General features: G+C 66.2%; 11 protein-coding genes. 9 read left to right on the top strand and 2 right to left on the bottom strand.

The window, feature by feature from the left end; genetic code table 11:
* Window positions 1-65 precede the first annotated feature (65 nt).
* From ACTJLC_RS13955 to treY, 7 genes are all read left to right on the top strand, one after another.
* Window positions 66-3506, top strand: coding sequence for a maltotransferase domain-containing protein (locus tag ACTJLC_RS13955; RefSeq protein WP_310130953.1), 3441 nt, complete (start codon window positions 66-68; stop codon window positions 3504-3506).
* Complete coding sequence (gene treS / locus ACTJLC_RS13960) at window positions 3503-6967, top strand: maltose alpha-D-glucosyltransferase (protein WP_310130951.1); 3465 nt, start codon at window positions 3503-3505, stop codon at window positions 6965-6967. Before ACTJLC_RS13955 ends, treS begins: the two co-directional genes overlap by 4 nt.
* Window positions 6960-9170 carry a 1,4-alpha-glucan branching protein GlgB gene (gene glgB, locus ACTJLC_RS13965; protein WP_310130949.1) on the top strand — a complete coding sequence of 737 codons (2211 nt, stop codon included), beginning with the start codon at window positions 6960-6962 and terminating at the stop codon, window positions 9168-9170. Before treS ends, glgB begins: the two co-directional genes overlap by 8 nt.
* 98 nt (window positions 9171-9268) lie before the next feature.
* Entirely contained in the window at window positions 9269-11488 is a 2220-nt protein-coding gene (gene glgX / locus ACTJLC_RS13970) for a glycogen debranching protein GlgX (protein ID WP_073428598.1), read from the top strand.
* A gap of 135 nt (window positions 11489-11623) precedes the next feature.
* Complete coding sequence (treZ, locus tag ACTJLC_RS13975) at window positions 11624-13543, top strand: malto-oligosyltrehalose trehalohydrolase (protein ID WP_310130947.1); 1920 nt, start codon at window positions 11624-11626, stop codon at window positions 13541-13543.
* Complete coding sequence (gene malQ, locus ACTJLC_RS13980; protein ID WP_310130945.1) at window positions 13540-15756, top strand: 4-alpha-glucanotransferase; 2217 nt, start codon at window positions 13540-13542, stop codon at window positions 15754-15756. Before treZ ends, malQ begins: the two co-directional genes overlap by 4 nt.
* Entirely contained in the window at window positions 15753-18611 is a 2859-nt protein-coding gene (gene treY, locus ACTJLC_RS13985; RefSeq protein WP_310130942.1) for a malto-oligosyltrehalose synthase, read from the top strand. Before malQ ends, treY begins: the two co-directional genes overlap by 4 nt.
* 24 nt (window positions 18612-18635) lie before the next feature.
* Here treY and ACTJLC_RS13990 read toward each other — a convergent pair whose 3' ends face one another.
* The gene (locus tag ACTJLC_RS13990; protein ID WP_083081751.1) at window positions 18636-19979 is read right to left on the bottom strand and encodes a hemolysin family protein; all 1344 of its coding nucleotides are present in this window, start codon (window positions 19977-19979) and stop codon (window positions 18636-18638) included.
* Between the two features lie 96 nt (window positions 19980-20075).
* Window positions 20076-20882, bottom strand: coding sequence for a sensor histidine kinase (locus ACTJLC_RS13995; RefSeq protein ID WP_310130940.1), 807 nt, complete (start codon window positions 20880-20882; stop codon window positions 20076-20078).
* Window positions 20883-21067: 185 nt separating this feature from the next.
* On the opposite strand from ACTJLC_RS13995, the gene ACTJLC_RS14000 reads away from it, so the two are divergent.
* The gene (locus ACTJLC_RS14000; RefSeq protein ID WP_027803023.1) at window positions 21068-21409 is read left to right on the top strand and encodes an FKBP-type peptidyl-prolyl cis-trans isomerase; all 342 of its coding nucleotides are present in this window, start codon (window positions 21068-21070) and stop codon (window positions 21407-21409) included.
* Window positions 21410-21454: 45 nt separating this feature from the next.
* Window positions 21455-22240, top strand: a complete 786-nt coding sequence (locus ACTJLC_RS14005; RefSeq protein ID WP_310130938.1) for an AraC family transcriptional regulator — start codon at window positions 21455-21457, stop codon at window positions 22238-22240.
* Window positions 22241-22292 lie beyond the last annotated feature (52 nt).

The following is a 22292-nucleotide window of genomic DNA, read 5'->3' on the forward strand; positions in this document are numbered from 1 at the left end:
AACGAGCGTTGTGATCGCATGCCCATTGCATCCACACCGCAGCAGGACGAATCTGGAAACGACCGATGGAATCTCCGAACAGGTACGCGCCGCGGATCTACTTTTTTCATTCACTTCTAGTTGGTCCGCTCGACGCGTGGCCTGCGCGGTTCGCTCACGCGGCCTCGCTGGGCTTCGATCACGCGCTGATCGGCAGCCTCTTCGAGCCTGGGCAGGCCGGCCACGGACAGGTGGTCGGCAATCACGCCCGGCTGCATCCGGTGTTCGAGACTCGGCAAGCCGCCGCCGACGCGATCCGCACGCTCGCGGACGCCGCGCGCCAGAACGGCCTGACCTTGCTGGTCGATCTCGTGATCGACCGGATGGCCGCCGACGGCGCGCTATACGCCGAACACGCCGACTGGTTCCATCCGTTCGAGTCTGACGAGGCGCGGCTCGATCCGCGCCATGTGCATCGCGAGGACAACGTCGCGTATGCCAACTTCAACGATGCCGGCAGCCGCGCCGCGCTGGCCGACTGGTGGACGCGTCAACTGCTCGCGCTGGCCGACGCCGGCGTGGGCGGCTTTCGCTTCGACTCGCCGCATCGCGTGCCTGGCGCCGTCTGGCGCCAACTCGGCGATGCGGTGCGCCTGAAGCATCCCAACGTGCGTTTTCTCGCCGCGACGCCGGGCCTCTCGCGCAGCGATCTGCCGGACCTCGAAGGCGCGGGCTTCGACAGCGTGTTCTCATCGGTGCGCTGGTGGGACTTCCGTTCGAGCTGGATGGTGGAGGAGCACGCCGCGCTCGCGCGCATCGCCGGGCCGGTCGCGTTTCCCGAAGCGCCGTACGGCACGCGCCTCGCCGCCGAGTTCAGCGATGCGCACGACGCCGCCATCGTCGAGCGTGCCTACCGTCGCGCATTGTTGACGGCGGCCTCGACCGGCACCGGCTGGATGATGCCGATGGGCTTCGAATACGGCGTGACCGAACCGATGTCGCAAACGCGCGGCGACGCCTCGCAGTACGCGCTCGCCTGCCAGGCAAAAAAATTCGATCTCTCCGAGCCGATCGCGCGTCTGAACGAGATCGTGCGCCATACCTCGTCGCTGCAAGCCAACGGCGAACTGCGCCCGCTCAGCGGACCCGGGGCGCCCGCGGCCGTCCTGCTGCGCGGCGATCACGCCGACCTGCGCGATGCCGGCGAGGCGATCCTGATCGCGATCAATCCCGAACTCGGCGCGCCGGTGCGCGTGGATCCGGCGCGCTTTCTCGCCGGCGTGCCGGGCAACTTCACGCGCTTCGTGCCGCTCGACGCGCCCGGCCACGTCACGCCCGCCACCTTGACGCCCTTCACGCTCGCGCCCGGCGCGGCGCGCCTGTTCCGCGCGGTAACCGAAAAGCCGATCTGTCTCGCGCCGCCGATCGACAAGCCGAACAGCAAGCGCAGCGGCCACAAGACCGTGCTCGAAGCGCTCAATGCGCCGCGCGTGGCGATCGAGAGCGTGACGCCTTCGGTCGATCACGGCCGCTTCGCGGCCAAGCGCTCGGTGGGCGAGCGCGCCGAAATCAGCGCGGCGATTTTCGCCGAAGGTCACGACAAGATCGCGGCAGCCGTGATCTGGCGCGCCGCCGACGAAACCGCCTGGCACGAAGTGCTGATGACTCCGGCGCAGCCCGCCGGCCTCGACATCTGGAAGGCGCGCATTCCGCTCGAACGCCTCGGCCGTCACGAGTTCACCGTGATCGCGTGGCGCGACGACTTCGCGTCGCTGGTCGAGCACATCGAGAAGAAGCTGAAAGCCGGCCAAACCGTCGAACTCGAACTCGACGAAGCCGCGCATCTGTTCGCACTGGTGCTGGCCGAAGTGGAAACGGCGGAAGGCGCGGTGACCGAGCCGCTCGAACGGATCGTCACGCAGTTCACGAAGGCCGACGTCGAAACGAAGCTCGCGCTGATTCTCGCGCCGGCCACGGCGAAAGCGATGACCGCCGCGCGCCACCGCCCGTTCCTGAGCCGCGACCCGGTGGTCTACAAGATCGACGCGGACCGCGCCGCCGCGCGCTTCGCGAGCTGGTACGAGATCTTCCCGCGTTCGATGAGCGACGACGAATCGCGTCACGGCACCTTCGCCGACGTCACGAAGAAACTGCCGCGCATCCGCGACATGGGCTTCGACGTGTTGTACTTCCCGCCGATTCATCCGATCGGCCTCGCGAATCGCAAGGGGCGCAACAACACGCTGAACGCGCAGCCGGGCGACGTGGGCAGCCCGTATGCGATCGGCGCGGCCGAAGGCGGGCACACCGCCGTGCATCCGCAGCTCGGCACGCTCGACGACTTCAAGCAGATGCTCGCCGCCGCGCACGCGCACGGCCTCGAAATCGCGCTCGACTTCGCGATCCAGTGTTCGCCGGATCATCCGTGGCTCAAGGAGCATCCGACGTGGTTCGCCTGGCGTCCCGACGGCACGCTGCGTTACGCGGAGAATCCGCCGAAGAAGTATCAGGACATCGTCAACCCCGACTTCTATGCGCACGACGCCAAGCCCGCCTTGTGGCTCGCGCTGCGCGACGTGATCCTGTTCTGGATCGAAGCGGGCGTGCATATTTTCCGGGTCGACAATCCGCACACCAAGCCGCTGCCGTTCTGGGAATGGATGATCGACGACGTGCGCGCGCGCTATCCCGACACGATCTTCCTCGCGGAAGCCTTCACGCGGCCACGCATGATGAACCGGCTCGGCAAGATCGGCTTCTCGCAGTCGTACACGTATTTCACGTGGCGCGAGTCGAAGCGCGACTTCATCGAGTACCTGAGCGAGCTGACGCAAACCGATGCGCGCGATTCTTACCGGCCGAACTTCTTCGTCAATACGCCGGACATCAACCCGCGGCATTTGCAGTCGCAGGGACGCACGGGTTTTCTGATTCGCGCGGCGCTCGCGTCGACGTTGGCCGGCTTGTGGGGCGTGTATAGCGGCTTTGAATTGTGCGAGGCCGCCGCGCTGCCGAACAGCGAGGAATATCTCGACTCCGAGAAGTATCAACTGCGCGCGTGGGACTGGCACCGGCCGGGCAACATCGTCGGCGAGATCAGCGCGTTGAACCGGATCCGCCGGGCGAATCCGGCGCTGCAAACGCATCTGGGTCTCACGTTCCTGCCCGCGCACAACGACCACGTGCTGTTCTTCGAGAAGGCGACCGAGGCACGCGATAACGTGATCGTCGTGGCGATCAACCTCGACCCGTTCAACGAGCAGGGCGCGGATATCGAACTGTCGTGGGAGACATTCCGGCGCTGGAATCTGCACGACCACGCCGCGCTGGAAGTCACCGATCAGATGACCGGCGCGCGCTTCGAATGGCATGGCCGCTGGCAGCACGTCCAACTCGGCTCGGGCCAGCCGTTCTCGATCTGGCGCATCGCGCCGCTCGGCGGCCTGCCCGCCGACCGGCCGGATGAAACCGACAGCGACTATCACGCAGACGCTGGCAACCCAATCCCAACGGAAGGTGCGACATGAAGCGTGACGACCCAGCCCAAACCACGTCGCAGGCTCACACGAGCGCGGCCACCGGCGGCGCGGCCAGAACGCGGACGTCGCGGCGCGGCAAGCCCGCCGCGCTCAGCGACGATCCGCTCTGGTACAAGGACGCGATCATCTATCAGGTGCACATCAAGTCGTTCTTCGACGCGAACAACGACGGCGTCGGCGATTTTCCGGGCCTGATCGCGAAGCTCGATTACATCGCCGAACTCGGCGTGAATGCGATCTGGCTGCTGCCGTTCTATCCGTCGCCGCGGCGCGACGATGGTTACGACATCGCGGATTACCGCAACGTGCACCCGGATTACGGACAGCTCTCCGACGTCAAGCGCTTCATTCAGGAAGCGCACGCACGCGGCATCCGCGTGATTACCGAACTCGTGATCAACCACACCTCGGATCAGCACCCGTGGTTCCAGCGCGCGCGCCGCGCGAAGCCCGGCTCGAATCATCGCAACTACTACGTGTGGTCGGACACCGATCAGAAGTACCTTGAAACGCGGATCATCTTCATCGATTCGGAGCCGTCGAACTGGACGCACGATCCGGTGGCCGGCGCTTATTACTGGCACCGTTTCTATTCGCACCAGCCCGATCTGAACTTCGACAATCCGTCCGTGCTGCGCGAGGTGTTGCAGGTCATGCGCTTCTGGCTCGACATGGGCATCGACGGTCTGCGGCTCGACGCGGTGCCGTATCTGGTCGAACGCGAAGGCACCAACAACGAAAACCTGCCCGAAACGCATTCGGTGCTGAAGAAGATCCGCGCGACCATCGACGCGGAATACCCGAACCGGATGCTGCTCGCGGAAGCCAACCAATGGCCGGAAGACGTGAAGGAATACTTCGGCGAAGAAGACGAATGCCACATGGCATTCCACTTCCCGCTGATGCCGCGCATCTACATGTCGATCGCGAGCGAGGACCGCTTCCCGATCACCGACATCATGCGGCAAACGCCTGACCTCGCTCCGTCGAACCAGTGGGCGATTTTCCTGCGCAATCACGATGAACTGACGCTGGAAATGGTCACGGATTCCGAGCGCGACTACTTGTGGAACACCTATGCGAGCGATCGCCGCGCGCGGCTGAACCTCGGCATTCGCCGCCGTCTCGCCCCGCTGATGGAGCGCGACCGCCGCCGCATCGAACTGATCAATTCGCTGCTGCTGTCGATGCCGGGCACACCCGTGATCTATTACGGCGACGAACTCGGCATGGGCGACAACATCCACCTCGGCGACCGCGACGGCGTTCGCACGCCGATGCAGTGGTCGTCCGATCGCAACGGCGGCTTCTCGCGCGCCGATCCCGAGCAACTGGTGCTGCCGCCGGTGATGGGTTCGCTGTACGGCTTCGACGCGGTGAACGTGGAAGCGCAAAGCCGCGATCCGCATTCGCTGCTCAACTGGACCCGGCGCATGCTCGCCACCCGGCGCGCCAAGCAGACGTTCGGACGCGGCACGGTGCGTTTTCTGAAGCCGGAAAACCGCAAGATACTCGCGTATCTGCGCGAGCTGCCGGATGAGCCGCCGATTCTCTGCGTGGCGAATCTGTCGCGCGCGCCGCAAGCGGTGGAACTGGATCTGTCGGAATTCAACGGCGCGGTGCCGATCGAAATGACCGCCGATTCCGTGTTCCCGGCCATCGGCCAACTCACGTATCTGCTGACCTTCCCGCCGTATGGCTTCCTGTGGTTCATGCTGTGCCCCGGCGGTCAACGTCCGACGTGGGCGCAAGCGCATTCGGAACCGCTGCCCGAATTCGTCACGATCGTGATCCGCGAGGGCCAGGCCGGGCCGACGCCGGAGAACGTGCGGCTGCTCGAGTCCGAAGTGTTGCCGTCATGGCTGAGCCGGCGCCGCTGGTTCGCGTCGAAGGATCAGAAGATGCACGCAGTGCGCCTCGCCGCGTTGACCACGATTCCGAACGGCGGCTTCGCATTCACCGAAATCGAAGCGGACGTGGGCAAGCACACCGAGCGCTACGTGGTGCCTATCGCGATCACGTGGGGCGGCGACACCACCACGCCGCTGTTCATTCAACTGGCGTTGGCGCGCGTGCGGCGCGGCCGCAACGTCGGTCATCTGACCGACGCGTTCGCGCTGCCGATCTTCGCGCACGGCGTGTTGCGCAAGCTGCGCGAACGCGCTGTCGTGCCGACCGTGCAGAAGAGCGAGATCAAGTTCATCCCGACCGAGCGTTTCGCCGAACTCGACAATCTCGGCGAGCGGCCCGACATCCGCTGGCTGGCGGCCGAGCAAAGCAACAGTTCGTTGATCATCGCGGATGCCGCGGTGCTGAAGCTGGTGCGCCGCCTCGTGAGCGGCGTGCATCCCGAAGCGGAAATCAGCCGCTATCTGACCCAGCTCGGCTACGCGAACACCGCGCCGCTGTACGGCGAAGTGGTGCGCGTGGACCCCGAAGGCGTGCCGCACACGCTCGCCATCCTGCAAGGCTTTATCGAGAATCAGGGCGACGCCTGGAACTGGTCGCTCGACTACCTGCGCCGCTCGGTGGACGAACTCGCCGTCGCCGTCGACACCGAAGCGCAAGTGCCCGACCGCGACAACGAAGCGATCCTGGTGGAAGGCTACAGCGCGTTGACCGGCATCATCGGCAGGCGGCTCGGTGAGTTGCACGTGGCGCTCGCCTCGTCTTCCGACGACCCGGCGTTCGCGCCGGAGCCCGCCAGCGCCGAACAGGTGAAGGCCTGGGTCGACGGCACGCAGGCGATGCTCGCCGCCGCGCTCGATCTGCTCGCGCCGCGCATCCCGCAGATGCTGGACCCCGAAACCCAGGCGCTGGCGCAAAGCCTGATCGACCGGCGCGCGGCGCTGGTCGAGGCGGTCGACAAACTCGTGCAGGACGACGCGCAGGCGCTGCGCATCCGCATTCATGGCGACTTCCACCTGGGCCAGGTGCTGGTCGCGCAGGGCGACGCGTATCTGATCGATTTCGAAGGCGAGCCCGCGCGTTCGCTCGAGGAGCGGCGGCAGAAGTCGAGTCCGTTGCGCGATGTCGCCGGCTTGCTGCGCTCGCTGTCGTATGCGAGCGCGGCGGCGCAGTCCACCACGGAAAGCGCGCCGCAGCAGACCGCCGATCGCAAGCGCGCGCTGTTCGACCGTTTCCGCGCGCACGCCACCGAGGCGTCCCTCAACGAATATCGCGCCGCCGCCGCGAACGCTCCGACGCCGCTGGTCGCGCCCGAGGCCGAACAGGCCTTGCTCGATCTGTTCCTGATCGAGAAAGCCGCCTACGAAATCCGCTATGAAGCGGCCAACCGTCCGACGTGGCTCAGTTTGCCGGTACGCGGCCTCGCCGCGCTCACCAGCCGTTTGCTCGGCGACACCGGCGCACCGCCCGCGCACGACGCCCCAACCCAGGCGCCTGGCGCCGCCACACCGCCTCATCCGGCCGAGGGCGATTATGAGTGAGCACGATCCGGCCGTGGGCCTTCAACCGCTCGACATCGACGCGCTCGTCGAAGCGCGCCATCCCGATCCTTTCTCGCAGCTCGGCTTGCATCAGACGGACGCGGGTCCGATGGTGCGCGCGCTGTTGCCGAACGCCGCGCACGTCAGCGTGATCTCGCGCGCCGACGGTTCGCCGCTCGGCGAACTCCAGCAATTGCGGCCCGGGCTGTTCGCGGGGCGCATCGCCTCGGCGGCGCCGTATCGCTTGCGCATCGACTGGCACGGCGTGGTGCAGGAAATCGAGGACACGTATTCATTCGGCCCGGTTCTCGGCGACGAACCGTTGGGGCGTCTCGCCGGCGGCGATCCGTACGCGGTGCTCGAATGCCTCGGCTCCCGGCCGATGGAAATCGACGGCGTGCCGGGCGTGCGCTTCGCCGTGTGGGCGCCGAACGCGCGGCGCGTCTCGGTGGTGGGCGACTTCAATGCATGGGACGGCCGCCGTCATCCGATGCGGCTGCGCCACCAGGCAGGCGTGTGGGAGTTGTTCGTGCCGCGCGTCGGCGCCGGCACGCGCTACAAATACGAGTTGCTCTCTCGCGACGGCCATCCGTTGCCGCTGAAGGCGGACCCGTGCGCGATGCAAACGGAGAAGCCGCCCGGCACCGCCTCGGTGGTCGCGCACGTCGACGAGGTCGAGCAGTTTCCGTGGACCGATCAGGACTGGATTCAGTCACGCGCCGGCAAGCAGACGCCGCGCGCGCCGATCTCCATCTACGAAGTGCATGCCGAATCGTGGCTGCGCATCGCCGAGGAAGGTCAGCGCGGCCTCGACTGGGAAGAACTCGCCGAGCGGCTGATTCCCTACGTGAAGAGCATGGGCTTCACGCACGTCGAATTCATGCCGGTCGCGGAGCATCCATTCGGCGGTTCGTGGGGCTATCAGCCGCTCGGGCAGTTCGCGCCGTCCGCGCGCTTCGGCAAGCCGGAGCAGTTCGCCAGCTTCGTCAACAAGGCGCACGAAGCCGGACTCGGCGTGATTCTCGACTGGGTGCCCGCGCATTTTCCGAACGACGCGCATGGTCTCGTCGACTTCGACGGCACGCCGCTTTACGAGCACGCCGATCCGCGCGAAGGCTATCACCAGGACTGGAACACGATGATCTACAACCTCGGCCGCCACGAGGTGAGCGCGTTCCTGATCGCCTCGGGCCTGGCGTGGCTCAAGCGCTATCACGTCGACGGCCTGCGCGTGGATGCGGTCGCCTCGATGCTGTATCGCGACTATTCGCGCGCCGCCGGCGAATGGGTGCCGAACATCTACGGCGGCCGGGAAAATCTCGAATCGATCGCGTTTCTGAAGCGGCTCAATCACGAAGTGGGCTACGTGCCGGGTGTGCCGGGCGCGATCACGATCGCCGAGGAATCGACCGCCTGGCCCGGCGTGACGGCGCGCGTGGAAGACGGCGGGCTAGGCTTCCAGTTCAAGTGGAACATGGGCTGGATGCACGACACGCTGCACTACATGGCCGAAGACCCGGTCTATCGACAGTACCATCACCACAACATGACCTTCGGGATGGTGTACGCGTATTCCGAGCGCTTCGTGTTGCCGCTCTCGCACGACGAAGTGGTGCACGGCAAAGGCTCGCTGCTCGGCAAGATGCCGGGCGATACGTGGCAGCGCTTCGCCAATCTGCGCGCGTACTTCGGCTTCATGTGGACGCATCCGGGCAAGAAGCTGCTGTTCATGGGCGGCGAATTCGGCCAGTTCGCGGAGTTCGATCACGACGCGTCGCCGCATTGGAATCTGCTCGACGATCCGAACCATCACGGCGTGCAGATGCTGGTGCGCGACCTCAACCGGCTCTATCGGGAAGAGCCCGCGCTGTACCTGCTCGACAGCGAGCCGGGCGGCTTCGAATGGCTGATCGGCGACGACAGCGGCAACAGCGTGTTCGCGTGGCGCCGCACGGATCGCGCGGGCCGCGAAATCGTGGTCGTCTGCAACATGACGCCGGTGCCGCGGCTGGGTTACCGGATGGGCATGCCGCAGAGCGGCCGCTGGTCGGAGGTGCTGAACACGGATGCCAGCGTGTACGGCGGCTCGAACATGGGCAACGGCGGCGTGATCCATACCGAGGCCATGCCGAGCCACGGCTGGCCGCATTCGGCATCGCTCACGCTGCCGCCGCTCGCGACGATCGTATTGCGCGCGGATTGATTGCGGGTGCTGCAGGGACGAGCGCGCGGCCAACGGCCGCGCGCTCGTCGCATCAGGACCACGATAGGCGCTCATCAATCAGAACAAGGAAGGGGAACATGTCGCATGCAATGCCCGACCGGCTGTTGCCGGGCTCGCCTTATCCGCTCGGCGCCCATTGGGATGGACTCGGCGTCAACTTCGCGGTGTTCTCGGCGAACGCGCAGAAAATCGAGCTTTGCCTGTTCGAGCCGACCGGCCGCAAGGAACTCCGCCGCTTCCCGCTGCCCGAATGCACCGACGAAATCTGGCACGGCTATCTGCCGAATGCGCATCCGGGCACCGCCTACGGTTTTCGCGCGCATGGGCCGTATCAACCGCAGCACGGGCATCGCTTCAATCCGCACAAGCTGTTGCTCGATCCGTACGCGCGCAAGCTCGTCGGGCAGTTTCGCTGGTCGGATGCGCTGTTCGGTTATCGCGTGCATTCGAATCGCGCCGACCTTTCCATCGACCGGCGCGATTCGGCGCCGGCCATGCCCAAGTGCGTCGTGATCGACGAAGCGTTCGACTGGTCGCACGACAAGCGCCCGAACGTGCCGTGGGGCGAGACCGTGATCTACGAAACGCATGTGCGGGGCGCCTCGATGTTGCGCGCCGACTTGCGGCAGCACGAGCGCGGCACCTTCGCCGCGCTGGCTTCGCCCGAGTTCATCGAGCATTTGCTGAAGCTGGGCGTGACCGCCGTCGAATTGCTGCCGGTGCATGCGTTTCTCAACGACCGCTTTCTGGTGGAGCGCGGGCTGCGCAACTACTGGGGTTACAACACCGCCGCGTTTTTCGCGCCGGAGCCCTCGTATCTGAGCACGCACCGGCTCGATGAAATGCGCATCGCCGTGCGGCAGTTGCACGCGGCCGGCATCGAGGTGATTCTCGACGTGGTCTACAACCACACCTGCGAAGGCAACGCGATGGGGCCCACCGTCTCATGGCGCGGCCTCGACAACGCGAGCTACTACCGCCTGATTCCCGGCGACGAGCGCCACCATATCAACGACACCGGCTGCGGCAACACGCTCAATCTGCCGCATCCGCGCGTGCTGCAAATGGTGATGGATTCGCTGCGCTACTGGTCGACGGCGTTCAATATCGACGGCTTCCGTTTCGATCTCGGCGTGACGCTCGGCCGCGAGCAACACGGCTTCGATCCCGGCTCGGGTTTCTTCGACGCCTTGCGCCAGGACCCGATCCTGTCGCAACGCAAGCTGATTTCCGAACCGTGGGACATCGGCCCCGGCGGCTATCAGCTCGGCAATCATCCGCCGGGCTTCGCGGAATGGAACGACCGTTTTCGCGACACCGTGCGCCGTTTCTGGCGCGGCGACGCGGGCTTGCGGCCCGATCTCGCCGCGCGTCTCACGGGCTCGGCCGATCTGTTCAACCGGCGCTTCAGAAAACCGTGGGCGTCGATCAATTTCGTGGCGTCGCATGACGGTTTCACGTTGGCCGACATCACCGCCTACGAGCAGAAGCACAACGAAGCCAATCAGGAAGACAACAACGACGGTCACAATGAAAACTGCAGCCGCAACTGGGGCGTCGAGGGCCCGACCGACGATCCCGAGATGCTGGAAACGCGCAAGCGCGTGGCGCGCTCGCTGATCGCCACGCTGCTGATCGCGCTCGGCACGCCGATGATGCTGGCCGGCGACGAATCCTTGCGCACGCAGAACGGCAACAACAACGCGTACTGCCAGGACAACGACTTATCATGGATCGACTGGGAACGCGCGCAAGCGCCGGACGGCCGTCAGATGACCGAGTTCGTCGCGCGCGTGATCGCGTTGCGCAAGCATCATCCGCTGCTGCGCGAGACACGCTTTCTGTTCGGCGATCGTGAAGTGTTGCCGGGCCTGTTCGATGTCGGCTGGTTCGACGAAAACGGCGACCCGCTCACCATCGAAGCCTGGGAAGACCCCGAAGGCCGCGCGTTCACGCTGCGGCGCGCGGGCCCGGGCCTGAACGGCGAAACCGAAGTATTGTTGATGATGCTCAACGCGGGCGACGAAACGCTGCGCTTCGCGCCGCCGCCACCACACCTGGAATGGCATGTGCTGCTAGACACTGCCGAGCCGGACAGCGCGCCGCATCGACTGGCGGTTCCCGAAGTGGAGGTGGCCGCGCATAGCCTCGTGATGCTGGCCGCGCAGCCGGTGGGCGAAGCCGATTGGCAGGCGGGCTGGAAGGCCGGCGCGCAACATGGGCCGCGGCTGTTGACCGCGCTGCCGCCCGATCCGGGTGCGCATGCGCCCAGCAGCGATACGTCGCCGACCGCCTAGGCGGCAAGCGCGTCGCGACAGGCACGGCATGCACGGCGTGAAAAAGGCGGCAGCGTCGAGCCGCCCCCGGAGCCCGGAGAGACACGACGGACAGGTAACACGCGGCACGCAGGCAAAACCGAATGGTGACGACTCATGTCAGAAAGCCCGATTGATCCTCACGCGCATCATCACGCGCATTGTCTGCCCTTCGGCGCTCAGTTGGTGGGCGCCGCGGGGACCAATCCCTGCACCCGCTTCCGTTTCTGGGCGCCGTCGTGCAAGAGCGTCCAGGTGGAAATCGAGAGCGGACCGGCGGCCGGCGCGCACGACATGGCGCCCACCGGCAACGGCTGGTTCGAAGCCACGGTCAACGGCGGCGCGGGCACGCTGTACCGCTTCCGGCTGGATGGCGAGCATGCGGTGCCCGATCCGGCGTCGCGCTTTCAGCCGCACGACGTGCATGGGCCGAGCGAGGTCATCGACCCGCGCGCGTATCGCTGGGAACACGCCGACTGGCACGGCCGGCCGTGGGAAGAAACGGTGCTGTACGAATTGCATGTCGGCGCGATGGGCGGCTATGCGGGCGTGAAGAAGCGCTTGCCGGCGCTCGTCGCACTCGGCGTGAGCGCCATCGAGTTGATGCCGTTGAACGATTTTCCCGGCAAGCGCAATTGGGGCTATGACGGCGTGCTGCCCTATGCGCCGGATTCCGCCTATGGCCGCCCCGAGGAACTGAAAGCGCTGATCGACGCCGCACACGGTCTCGGCCTGATGGTGTTTCTCGACGTGGTCTACAACCACTTCGGGCCGGACGGCAACTATCTGCACGAATATGCCCGCTCGTTCTTCCGCGACGGCACGCATACGCCCTGGGGTCCAGCGATCGATTTCGAGCGCTGTGAAGTGAGCGACTTCTTCACGGACAACGCGGTCTACTGGATCAACGAATACCGCATCGACGGTCTGCGTTTCGATGCGGTGCACGCGATCGACAATCATGCGTGGCTGCGCGAACTCTCCGACCACATTCGCGCGCGGGTGCAGCATGGCCGGCATGTGCATCTGGTGCTGGAAAACGAACACAACAGCGCGAGCCTGCTGGAAACCCATTTCAGCGCACAGTGGAACGACGATGCGCATAACACGCTGCACGTTTTGCTGACCGGCGAAACCGAAGGCTATTACCACGCGTATGAAGATCAGCCGATCCGCCGGCTGGCGCGTGTGCTGTCGGAAGGCTTCGCGTATCAGGGCGATCCGTCGCCGCTGCACGACGGCGCGCCGCGCGGCGAATCGAGCAGGCATCTGCCGCCCACGTCGTTCGTGATGTTCCTGCAGAACCACGATCAGATCGGCAACCGCGCATTCGGCGAGCGTCTGCGCAAGCTGACGTCGGACGACGCGTTGCGCGCCGCCACCGGTTTGCTGCTGCTGTCGCCGCACATTCCCCTCCTGTTCATGGACGAGGAATACGGCTCCACGCAGCCGTTCCTGTTTTTCACCGACTACACCGGCGAGCTCGCCAACGCCGTGCGCGAAGGACGGCGCCGCGAATTCGCACGCTTCTCCGCGTTCAGCGACGCCCGGCGGCGCGAGCAGATTCCCGATCCGAACGATGAACAGACGTTCATCGCGTCGTCGCCGCCGGAGCCCGTTCAGCCGCCCGCGCAAACCGACGAGGCGAAGGATCGGCTCGACTGGATGCACTTCTACAAATCGGCGCTCACCGTGCGGGCGAAATTGATCACGCCACGTCTGAGGCACGGCAAGGCGCTCGGCGCGGCCGTGCTGAGCACCGAAGGCGGCGCCGACGCCCATGCGCTGGTCGCGCGCTGGCAACTCGGCGACGGCGAGACCTTGTCGGTGGCGTTGAATCTTTCGAAGGAGAGCGTGCCGTTCAACGACGTGCCCGCCGGCAAGGTGATTTTCGAAACGCCGCCGCGCGTGCGCGAACAGGTCGACGTCAAGGTGCTGCCGCCGAATGCGTTCGTTGCATGGCTGACCGGCGACGTGAGCGACTACGCGATCGGCCACGATGCCCGCGTTGTCGGCCAACAGGAGCATCACGCGTGAACAGCACCCGACGCCCCAGCGACACGATCGTGACGCTCGCCACGCGCGCCGGCTTCGAGGTGGAGTGGCAGGATGCGCATCGTAAGACGCAACACGTGCCCGAGAACACGCTCACGGTGCTGCTCGAACGGATGGGTCTGCCGTGCGCCAACGCGACGCAAATCCGCCAGAGCGCCGCCGCGTTGGAAGGCGAGTTATCGGGCCGCAAACTGCCGCCGCTGATGACCGCGCAGGTCGGCCGCGGCATCGCGTTTCCCGCCGCGCCGATCAAATCCGGCAGCCACTATCGGATCGAGCTCGAAAGCGGCTCGATCATCGACGGCCGCTTCACGGCGCCCAAAGGCGAGGAAGCCTTGCTCGCGCCGATCGACGAGCCCGGCTACCACACGCTGGTGATCAACGAGCAACGCGTGACGCTGGCAGTCGCGCCGCGGCGCAGCTATACCATCGCCGACGCGTGGCGCACGCTGCATGGCGACAGCGCCGCGCGCACACCGCCGCTGTGGAGCATCGCCGCGCAGCTATACGGCTTGCGACGCGCGGGCGATGGCGGCATCGGCGACTATTCGGCGCTCGCGCAACTGGCGATCGGCAGCGCGAAGCGCGGCGCGCATGCGCTCGCCGTCAGCCCGACGCACGCGATGTTCAGCGCGGAGCCGGACCGCTTCAGTCCGTATTCGCCGTCGTCGCGTTTGTGGCTGAACGTCACGCATATCGATCCCGCCGCCGTGTTCGGCGCAGACGCGGCGCGCGCCGCGCTCGAAGCCGCTGGAGCCAGCGACGCGTGGTCGAATCTCGAAGCCTTGCCGCTGATCGACTGGCCGAACGCCGTCACGCTGAAGCTGAAGGTCTTGCGCACGCTCTACGAAAATTTCTGCGCGCACGAACGCGCGCGGAATGCGCCGCGCGCGCTGGAATTTCACGGCTTCTGCGAGCGGGCCGGGCGCGCGCTCGAAGACCACGCGCGTTTCGAAGCGCTGCAAGCGTGGCAACTTGCGCAGGAAGGCGGCAACGGTCATTGGCGCAACTGGCCCGCGGCGTTGCGCGATCCGCGTAGCCCGGAAGTCGAGGCTTTCGCCGAAGCGAATCGTCATGAAGTCGACTTTCATCTGTTTCTGCAATGGCTCGCCGCGAAGGGTTTGTCGCACGCCCAGCATGCGGCGCGCGATGCGGGCATGGCCGTCGGCCTGATCGCCGATCTCGCCGTGGGTTGCGATAGCGCCGGCAGTCATGCGTGGTCGTATTGCGACGACATGCTGCAAGGGGTGTCGGTGGGCGCGCCGCCCGATCTGTTCAATCAGGCGGGGCAGGCGTGGGGCCTCACCACGTTCTCGCCGCGCGCGATGCGCACGCAAGGTTTTTCGGCCTTCATCGATATGCTGCGCGCCGCGTTCGCGCACGCGGGCGGCATCCGCATCGACCACATTCTCGGTTTGCGCCGCCTATGGCTCGTGCCCGAGGGCGAAAGCGCGCGCAACGGCGCCTATTTGCGCTATCCGCTCGAAGATCTGCTGCGCCTCATCGCGCTCGAATCGTGGCGGCATCGCGCGATCGTGATCGGCGAGGATCTGGGCACCGTGCCGCCCGGCTTTCGCGAACGGCTCGACGAGCACGGCATCGCCGGGATTCGCGTGCTGTGGTTCGAGGGCGGGCACGACGGCAAGGGTTTCAAGCCGCCGCGCGAATGGGACCGCAACGCGGTCGGCACCACCACCACGCATGATCTGCCGACCGTGGCCGGCTGGTGGCGCGGCAGCGACATCACGTGGCGCAACCGGATCGGCCAGACGATGGCGCGCGCCGACGGCCGCGATCCCGAGCAAGCCGCGCATGAAGACCGCGCGAACGACCGCGCCGCGCTGTGGCGCGCGTTCCAGCAGGCCGGCGTGGCCGCGCCGGACGTGGCCGCGCCGCCGCCGGATGAAGCGCCCGTGGACGAAGCGCTCGCGTTCGTCGCCGCCACGCCGGGACCGCTCGTCACGTTTCCGCTCGAGGATTTGCTCGCGCAGGTCGAGCAGCCGAATCTGCCGGGCTCGATCGACGAGCATCCGAACTGGCGCCGCCGCATGAGCTTGCCCGTCGACGCGCTGTTCACGGACGACACCTTCTGCGATCGTCTGCTCGCGGTGGACCGCGCGCGTGGCGCCGCAACCGTTCCCTCCTCCAGCGCCTCCAACGCCTCCAGCGCTTCCCCGGAGCCTGATACGCCATGACCGTCCCACGCTCCACGCTGCGCCTCCAGTTCCATCGAGGCTTCACCTTCGACGATGCCGCGAGGCACGTCGACTATTTCGCCGCGCTCGGCATCAGCCACGTGTACGCGTCGCCCGTCACGACCGCCGAGCCGGGGTCGATGCACGGCTACGACACCGTCGACTACACGCAGGTCAACGCCGAATGCGGCGGCGAAGCGGGCCTCAGGCGTCTCGCCGACAAGCTGCGCGCGCACGGCATGGGACTGATCGTCGATATCGTGCCGAACCATATGGGCGTGGGCGGGTCGAGCAACGCATGGTGGCTCGACATTCTCGAATGGGGCCGCCACAGCGCGTATGCGCGCCATTTCGATGTCGACTGGCATTCGCCCGATCCGGCCTTGCGCGGCAAGGTGCTGGTGCCGACGCTCGGCGCGCCGTATGGCGACGAACTCGCGGCGGGCCGCATCGCGCTGCGTTTTTCCGCTGACAGCGGGCGCTTTCATATCGGCTACGGGCCGCATGTGTTTCCGGTGTGCCCGACCGATTACGCGTCGATCCTGCAAAGCGCGGACCGCGCCGATCTCAGCGCGCTTGCCGAGCGCTTCCAGGGATTGACCACCCAGCCCGCCGATCAGCCGCGCGCCGCCGAGGCGCGCGAGATGCTGCGCGAGTTCGTCGCGCGAAACGGCACGTCGGCGCTCGAGTTCGTGTTGCAGACCTACGCGCCCGAGGAACCCGTCACGCGCGACCGCCTGCATCGGCTGATCGAACGGCAGCACTTTCGCCTCGCATGGTGGCGCACGGCTTCCGATGAAGTGAACTGGCGGCGCTTCTTCGACATCTCGACGCTGGCCGGCGTGCGCGCGGAACGGCCCGAAGTGTTCGACGCGGTGCACGCGCTGGTTTTCCGGCTGTATCAGGAAGGCGTGGTGGACGGCTTGCGGATCGATCACGTCGACGGCCTGGCCGAGCCGCGCGAGTACTGTCAGCGCGTGCGGCAACGTCTCACGGAACTGCGCGACACCGCGCCGTATGTGGTGGTCGAAAAGATCCTCGGGCGCGGCGAACGCTTGCGCGACGACTGGCCGGTGGACGGCACGACCGGCTATGACTTCATGAACGACGTGGGCGCGCTTCTGCACGATCCGGCCGGCGCGGAACCGCTCGCGCAAACGTGGGCCGAACTCACCGGCCGCAGCCCGCGCTTTGCCGACGAAGCGCTGGCGGCACGGCGCAAGATTCTGGTGGAAAACCTGTCGGCGGAACTGGACCGCGCGGCACGGGCGCTCCATCGCATCGCCCGCGATTCGCTGAGCACACGCGATTTCACCTTCACCACGCTGCGCCGCGTACTGACCGAACTGGTCGTGCATTTTCCGGTGTATCGGATCTATCCGCAGAACGGTTTGCGCAGCGCCGCCGACAACGTGTATTTCGAGCAGGCGCTCGCCGGCGCGAAACAGACGCTGCCGCGCGCGGACCATGTCGCGCTCGATCGCGTGAACGCATGGCTGGGCGGCAGCGCCGAGGAAGCGCCCGCCGCGCGGCCCGGCGCGCAACCGCAGCAGGGCCAGAACGGCGCGCCGCCGGGTCACTCGGGTTCCGCGCGGCGCACCGCGCAGATCCTGTTTTCGCAATTGACTGCGCCGGTCGCCGCGAAGGCGGTCGAGGACACGGCGTGTTACCGCTATGGCCGTCTGTTGTCGCGCAATGAAGTTGGCGCGGACCCCGGCGAGTTCGCGCTGTCGGTCGAGGAATTTCACGCGGCCAACCTGGAGCGCTCGCAGCGCTTTCCTCATGCGATGCTCGCCACCGCCACGCACGATCACAAACGCGGCGAGGACGTGCGCGCGCGACTCGCGGTCTTGAGCGAGATCGCGCACGACTGGAGCTCGACCTTGCGCGCGTGGTCCACGTTGAACGCGCCGCACCGCCGCGCGCTCGACGGCACACCGGTCAGCAGCGTCGGCCAGGATATGAGCTATGACTGGGCGCCCGGCCCCGCCGCCGAGGCGATGCTGTACCAGACGCTGGTGGGTTGCTGGCCGCCCGATCTGCAGCCGGACGACGAGGCCGGCATCAAGGCATTGGCCGAGCGCGTCGCGCAATGGCAGTTGAAGGCGCTGCGCGAGGCGAAGCTGCAAACCGGCTGGCTCGCGCCCGACGAAGGATACGAAGCCGGCTGCCGCGATTTCCTGTTCGACATCCTGGCGCCGCAGCGGCGCGACGGGTTCCTCGCGGAGTTGTCCGGGTTCGTCGCGCGGATCGGCCGAGCCGGCGCGCTCAACAGCTTGCAGCAGACGGTCTTGCGGCTGGCGTCGCCTGGCATCCCCGATCTTTACCAAGGCACCGAGTTGTGGGACTTCAGTCTGGTCGATCCCGACAACCGCCGTCCCGTCGATTTCGCGAAACGCGAGGGGTGGCTCGCGCAGACGCCGCCGTCCGAATTTCTGCCGGGTTGGCGCGATGGACGCGTGAAGCTCGCCGTGGTGCAGCGCGTGCTGGCACTGCGCGCGCATCTGCCGGAGTTGCTGAGTCAGAGTGCGTATCTGCCGCTCGCGGTGCGCGGCGCGCATGCGTCGCATGTGATCGCGTTTGCGCGACGGCATGGCAACGCGTGGGCCGTGGTGGTGGCCAGCCGGCTCGCCGCCGGCCTGCTCGGCGAGGATGGCGATTTGCCGCTGGTCGATCCGGCGAAATGGGAGGATACGGCGGTGGAGGTGCCCTCCGACCTTTCGGCGAGGGCGTTGTTCGACTGGCTGAGTCCGGCCGCGCCGAAGGCGGGAGAGAACGGCTTGCTGTATCTGCGCGACGCGCTCGCGGCGATGCCGATTGCGCTGCTGGTGGAGGATGGCGTGCCGCGCAGTTAGGGCGGCGGTTCACCGCCTCATGACTCAGCCGCCTTCGTCGTCGAAGATTTTCGGGTACACGCGCACGAGCACGATGCGCGGTCCCTTCATTTTCTTGACCACCACGTCGAAGCGGTCGAACTCCACTCTCTGACCTTCAGACGGCAGATCGTTCAGCGCCTGAATCACGAGGCCGCCGACCGATTCGGCCTTGCCCTCGTCGATATCGATGCCCAGCGCGCGCTCCAGCGACACCACCGGCAAGCTGCCCTTGCCCATCAACGTGCCGTCGTCCATGCGCGACCAGTCGGCGTCGCCCTGACGGAATTCGTCGTGAATCTGGCCGACCAGCGCGCCGAGCAGATTGTCGAGCGTGAGAAAGCCGATCGGCTTCGAGTTCTTGTGACCGACCAGCGCGAAATGCGGCGCACCCTTGCGGAAGCGGCGAAACAGTTCGAGCGCCGGCATCTCCGGCTTCACATACTGCACGGGGCGGGCGTACTTGGAGAGATCGTCGAGCGTGCTGCCCGCGTGCCGCGCCAGCAGCAGGTCTTTCAGATGGATCATGCCGGCCACGCGCTCGCCGGATGCGTCTTCGAACAGGGGATAGCGGCTGAAGCGATGCTGCGCCACGACGTGCATGTTTTCGCGCGTGGGCAGATCGAGCCGCAAGCCGATCATTTCATAGGCCGGACGCATCAGGTCGGACACAGTCATGCGCGAGAAATCGAGCGAATGCGCGATGGTGTTCCACTCGTCCTGACTGTATGCGCCCTCCGGCGAACCCAGCTCGCTCGCGACGTTGGTGCGGCGGCCGCGCAAAATCAGCTTGAGTTCGTCGGTTGAATAGTGCGAGTCGTGACCGTGGTCCTCGGCGAGTCCCGCGAATTTCAGCACCGCGTTGGCGCTGCTATTGAGCACCCAGATCGCCGGGTACATCGCCCAGTAGAAACCGTACAGCGGCATGGCGGTCCACAGCGAAACTTTCTCCGCCTCGCGAATCGCCAGCGACTTGGGCGCAAGTTCGCCCACCACGATATGCAGAAAGGAAATGCACGAGAACGCGAAGAACAGCGAGATGCCGTGAATCAGCTTTTCCGACTCCACGCCGATCAGGCTGAAGACCGGCATGAGCAGTTCGGCGAACGCCGGCTCGCCGATCCAGCCGAGCCCGAGCGAAGCGAGCGTAATGCCGAGCTGGCAGGCGGAGAGATACGCGTCGAGACGCCCGTGAACTTTTGCCAGCAGCCGTCCGCGCAGGCCGTGCCGGGTGGCGAGGCTTTGCACCCGCGTCTGCCGCAACTTGACCAGGCCGAATTCCGCGGCGACAAAAAAACCATTGAGGGCAACGAGCAACAACGCACCGATAAGGGCGACGACCTGGATCAAAGCTGGGGGCTCCGGCAACAAAAGTTGTCAGTATAGAGGGTGAAAGCTCGTTGAAACCTCAATGGCGCGTGGGAAAGCGCCGCAGTCGGCGGGCGCTCACCTCGCTGCGGCCGCGCTTAGCGGCACCTTCAGCGCGAGCGTGGCTGCGGCGCTCTCGGTTGCGTCGCTTTGCTCGAAGCTGCCGCCATGCGCTTCCGCCACGCGTTTGCAGAGCGCCAGCACCCATGCGATCCGCTTGGCTTCGCGCGGCTCGCGCGCCTGCTTGCGCGCAAAGGCTTCGAGCACATGAGGCAACGACGGATCGTTCAGCGCGGTAGCGTTCGTGTCGTACGTGACGGTGGCGTGCCAATTCGTCGCGTCCGTGCGTGTGGCCAATGCGGCCATGGCGCCCTGCGCGCTTGCTTCGACCGCGAAGGTCAGCATCACCCACAAGGCGCCGGCGAGTCGCTCGCGGTCGCCGTTGAGCTGCTCGGTGGCGAGCTGCGAATCGACCTTGACCTCCACGCCGCGCGCGCGAGCCAATCCCGAGCGGACTTCTTCCACGGTTTCGTCGATCAGCGGATGAAGCGGAAATGGCGCATATGCGAGCGCCAGCGATTTCGTCTCGGCGCGCGTGGCGTCGACGATCGTCTCGAGCAGCTTCACCTGCTGGTCCACGCCGTTACGAATGCCGGTGACGGCGCGTTGCGCATTGGCGTCGTTCGCGTCGAGCTTGCGCTCGAGCACGTAGGCCCAGCTATGAATGGCGTTCAACGGACCGCGCAGATCGTGCGAAACCAGCGAGAGCACATGATCGCGCATGAACAGCGCGGTTTCCGCACGAAGGCGGGCAGTACGTTCGGAGACGGCGAAGCCGGAAGGAGCCGGCTGTTCGCCGGCGGAGCCGGCGTAAGACGTGGTCACGATCGAGCCCTCAGGCGTTGCATGAATGGTTTGAAGAAGCCCCATTATAGGCATGCGGCCTGGCGCAGCCAGCCTGGCCGGATGGCCAGTCTGGTCGCAATCGGCATGCCACGCGGCAATCCTCGGCATGCGGCGCCAACGCGCCTACAATGTCGGTTTTTACGTTTTTGACCTGAGGAGCGACTATGTCGACAGTAACAACCGAATCCGGCCTGAAGTACGAAGACATCGTCGAAGGCACCGGCGCCGAAGCCGTGGCCGGCAAGACCGTCAGCGTGCACTACACCGGCTGGCTGACCGACGGTCAGAAGTTCGATTCGAGCAAGGACCGCAACGACCCGTTCGCTTTCGTGCTCGGCGGCGGCATGGTCATCAAGGGCTGGGATGAAGGCGTGCAAGGCATGAAGGTCGGCGGCACGCGCAAGCTGACGATTCCGCCGCAACTCGGCTACGGCGTGCGCGGCGCGGGCGGTGTGATTCCGCCGAATGCGACGCTCGTGTTCGAAGTCGAATTGCTCGGCGTTTAAGTTTTTCGCTGTTTTGTAATTGCGCATCGCCAACGAGTCACGCCGATGGGTCACGCCGCCGTCACCGCACCCAGCGTTTCGCTGCGCCGTTACGGCGCGGTCGAAGCGTCGGACGTGCACGAGTTTCATCAGGTCGTGCTAGGGCTCGACGGCGCGATGGTGATGGCGGTGGACGGCGTCGCGCAACAGATCGACGCCGGCTCCGCCTGGCTGATCCCGGCGGGTGCGCGGCACGACTATGCGGGCGTCGGCGAGAACCGGCAATTGGTGCTGGATTTGCCGGCCGCCTCGCTGGCCGTGCCGGAGCGTTTGTTCGACCGCGCGCGGGCCGTAGCGGTGGACCCGTCGCTCACGCAACTCGTGCATCGGATCGCGGCGCACGCCACCGGCGGTGCGGCAGGTGACGATCACCTGCATACCAGGCGCTTTCATTGGGACGCGGCCGCGCGACTCGGTGCCGCGTTGGTGGCCGACGCGGGCACGACAACCGCGGGTGTCCCTGCACCTGGCGCCGGTCTGGACTTCGCGCGAATCGACCGCTGGCTGCGCGCGCATCTATCGGAACCGCTGCGTATCGCCGATCTCGCCGCGCATTGCGGCTTCGGCATGCGGCGCTTTCATCAGCTTTTTATTGAAGCGTTCGGCGAAACGCCGCATCGCTATTTGCAGCGCCTGCGGCTCGATACGTCGATCACGCTGCTTTCCGATCCACGCCTCTCGTTGACCGATATCGCATTGGAAATCGGCTTTGGCGATCAAAGCGCTTATACGCACGCATTCACGCGGCGTTTCGGGCTGGCGCCCGGTCAATGGCGCGCGTTGCGCCACTGAGTTTCACTGCGCGAGCCGCCGGCTGAGGCGACCCGCTCCCCGCGTTCAAACC

This window comes from Paraburkholderia sp. 22099, from assembly GCF_052045835.1.
Lineage (GTDB): Bacteria > Pseudomonadota > Gammaproteobacteria > Burkholderiales > Burkholderiaceae > Paraburkholderia > Paraburkholderia terricola.

Coding starts and splice junctions, on each gene's coding strand:
- glgB (WP_310130949.1), top strand. CDS start 6,960: ATGAGTGAGCACGATCCGGCCGTGGGCCTTCAACCGCTCGACATCGAC.
- ACTJLC_RS14005 (WP_310130938.1), top strand. CDS start 21,455: ATGGGTCACGCCGCCGTCACCGCACCCAGCGTTTCGCTGCGCCGTTAC.
- treS (WP_310130951.1), top strand. CDS start 3,503: ATGAAGCGTGACGACCCAGCCCAAACCACGTCGCAGGCTCACACGAGC.
- ACTJLC_RS14000 (WP_027803023.1), top strand. CDS start 21,068: ATGTCGACAGTAACAACCGAATCCGGCCTGAAGTACGAAGACATCGTC.
- treZ (WP_310130947.1), top strand. CDS start 11,624: ATGTCAGAAAGCCCGATTGATCCTCACGCGCATCATCACGCGCATTGT.
- ACTJLC_RS13955 (WP_310130953.1), top strand. CDS start 66: ATGGAATCTCCGAACAGGTACGCGCCGCGGATCTACTTTTTTCATTCA.
- treY (WP_310130942.1), top strand. CDS start 15,753: ATGACCGTCCCACGCTCCACGCTGCGCCTCCAGTTCCATCGAGGCTTC.
- glgX (WP_073428598.1), top strand. CDS start 9,269: ATGTCGCATGCAATGCCCGACCGGCTGTTGCCGGGCTCGCCTTATCCG.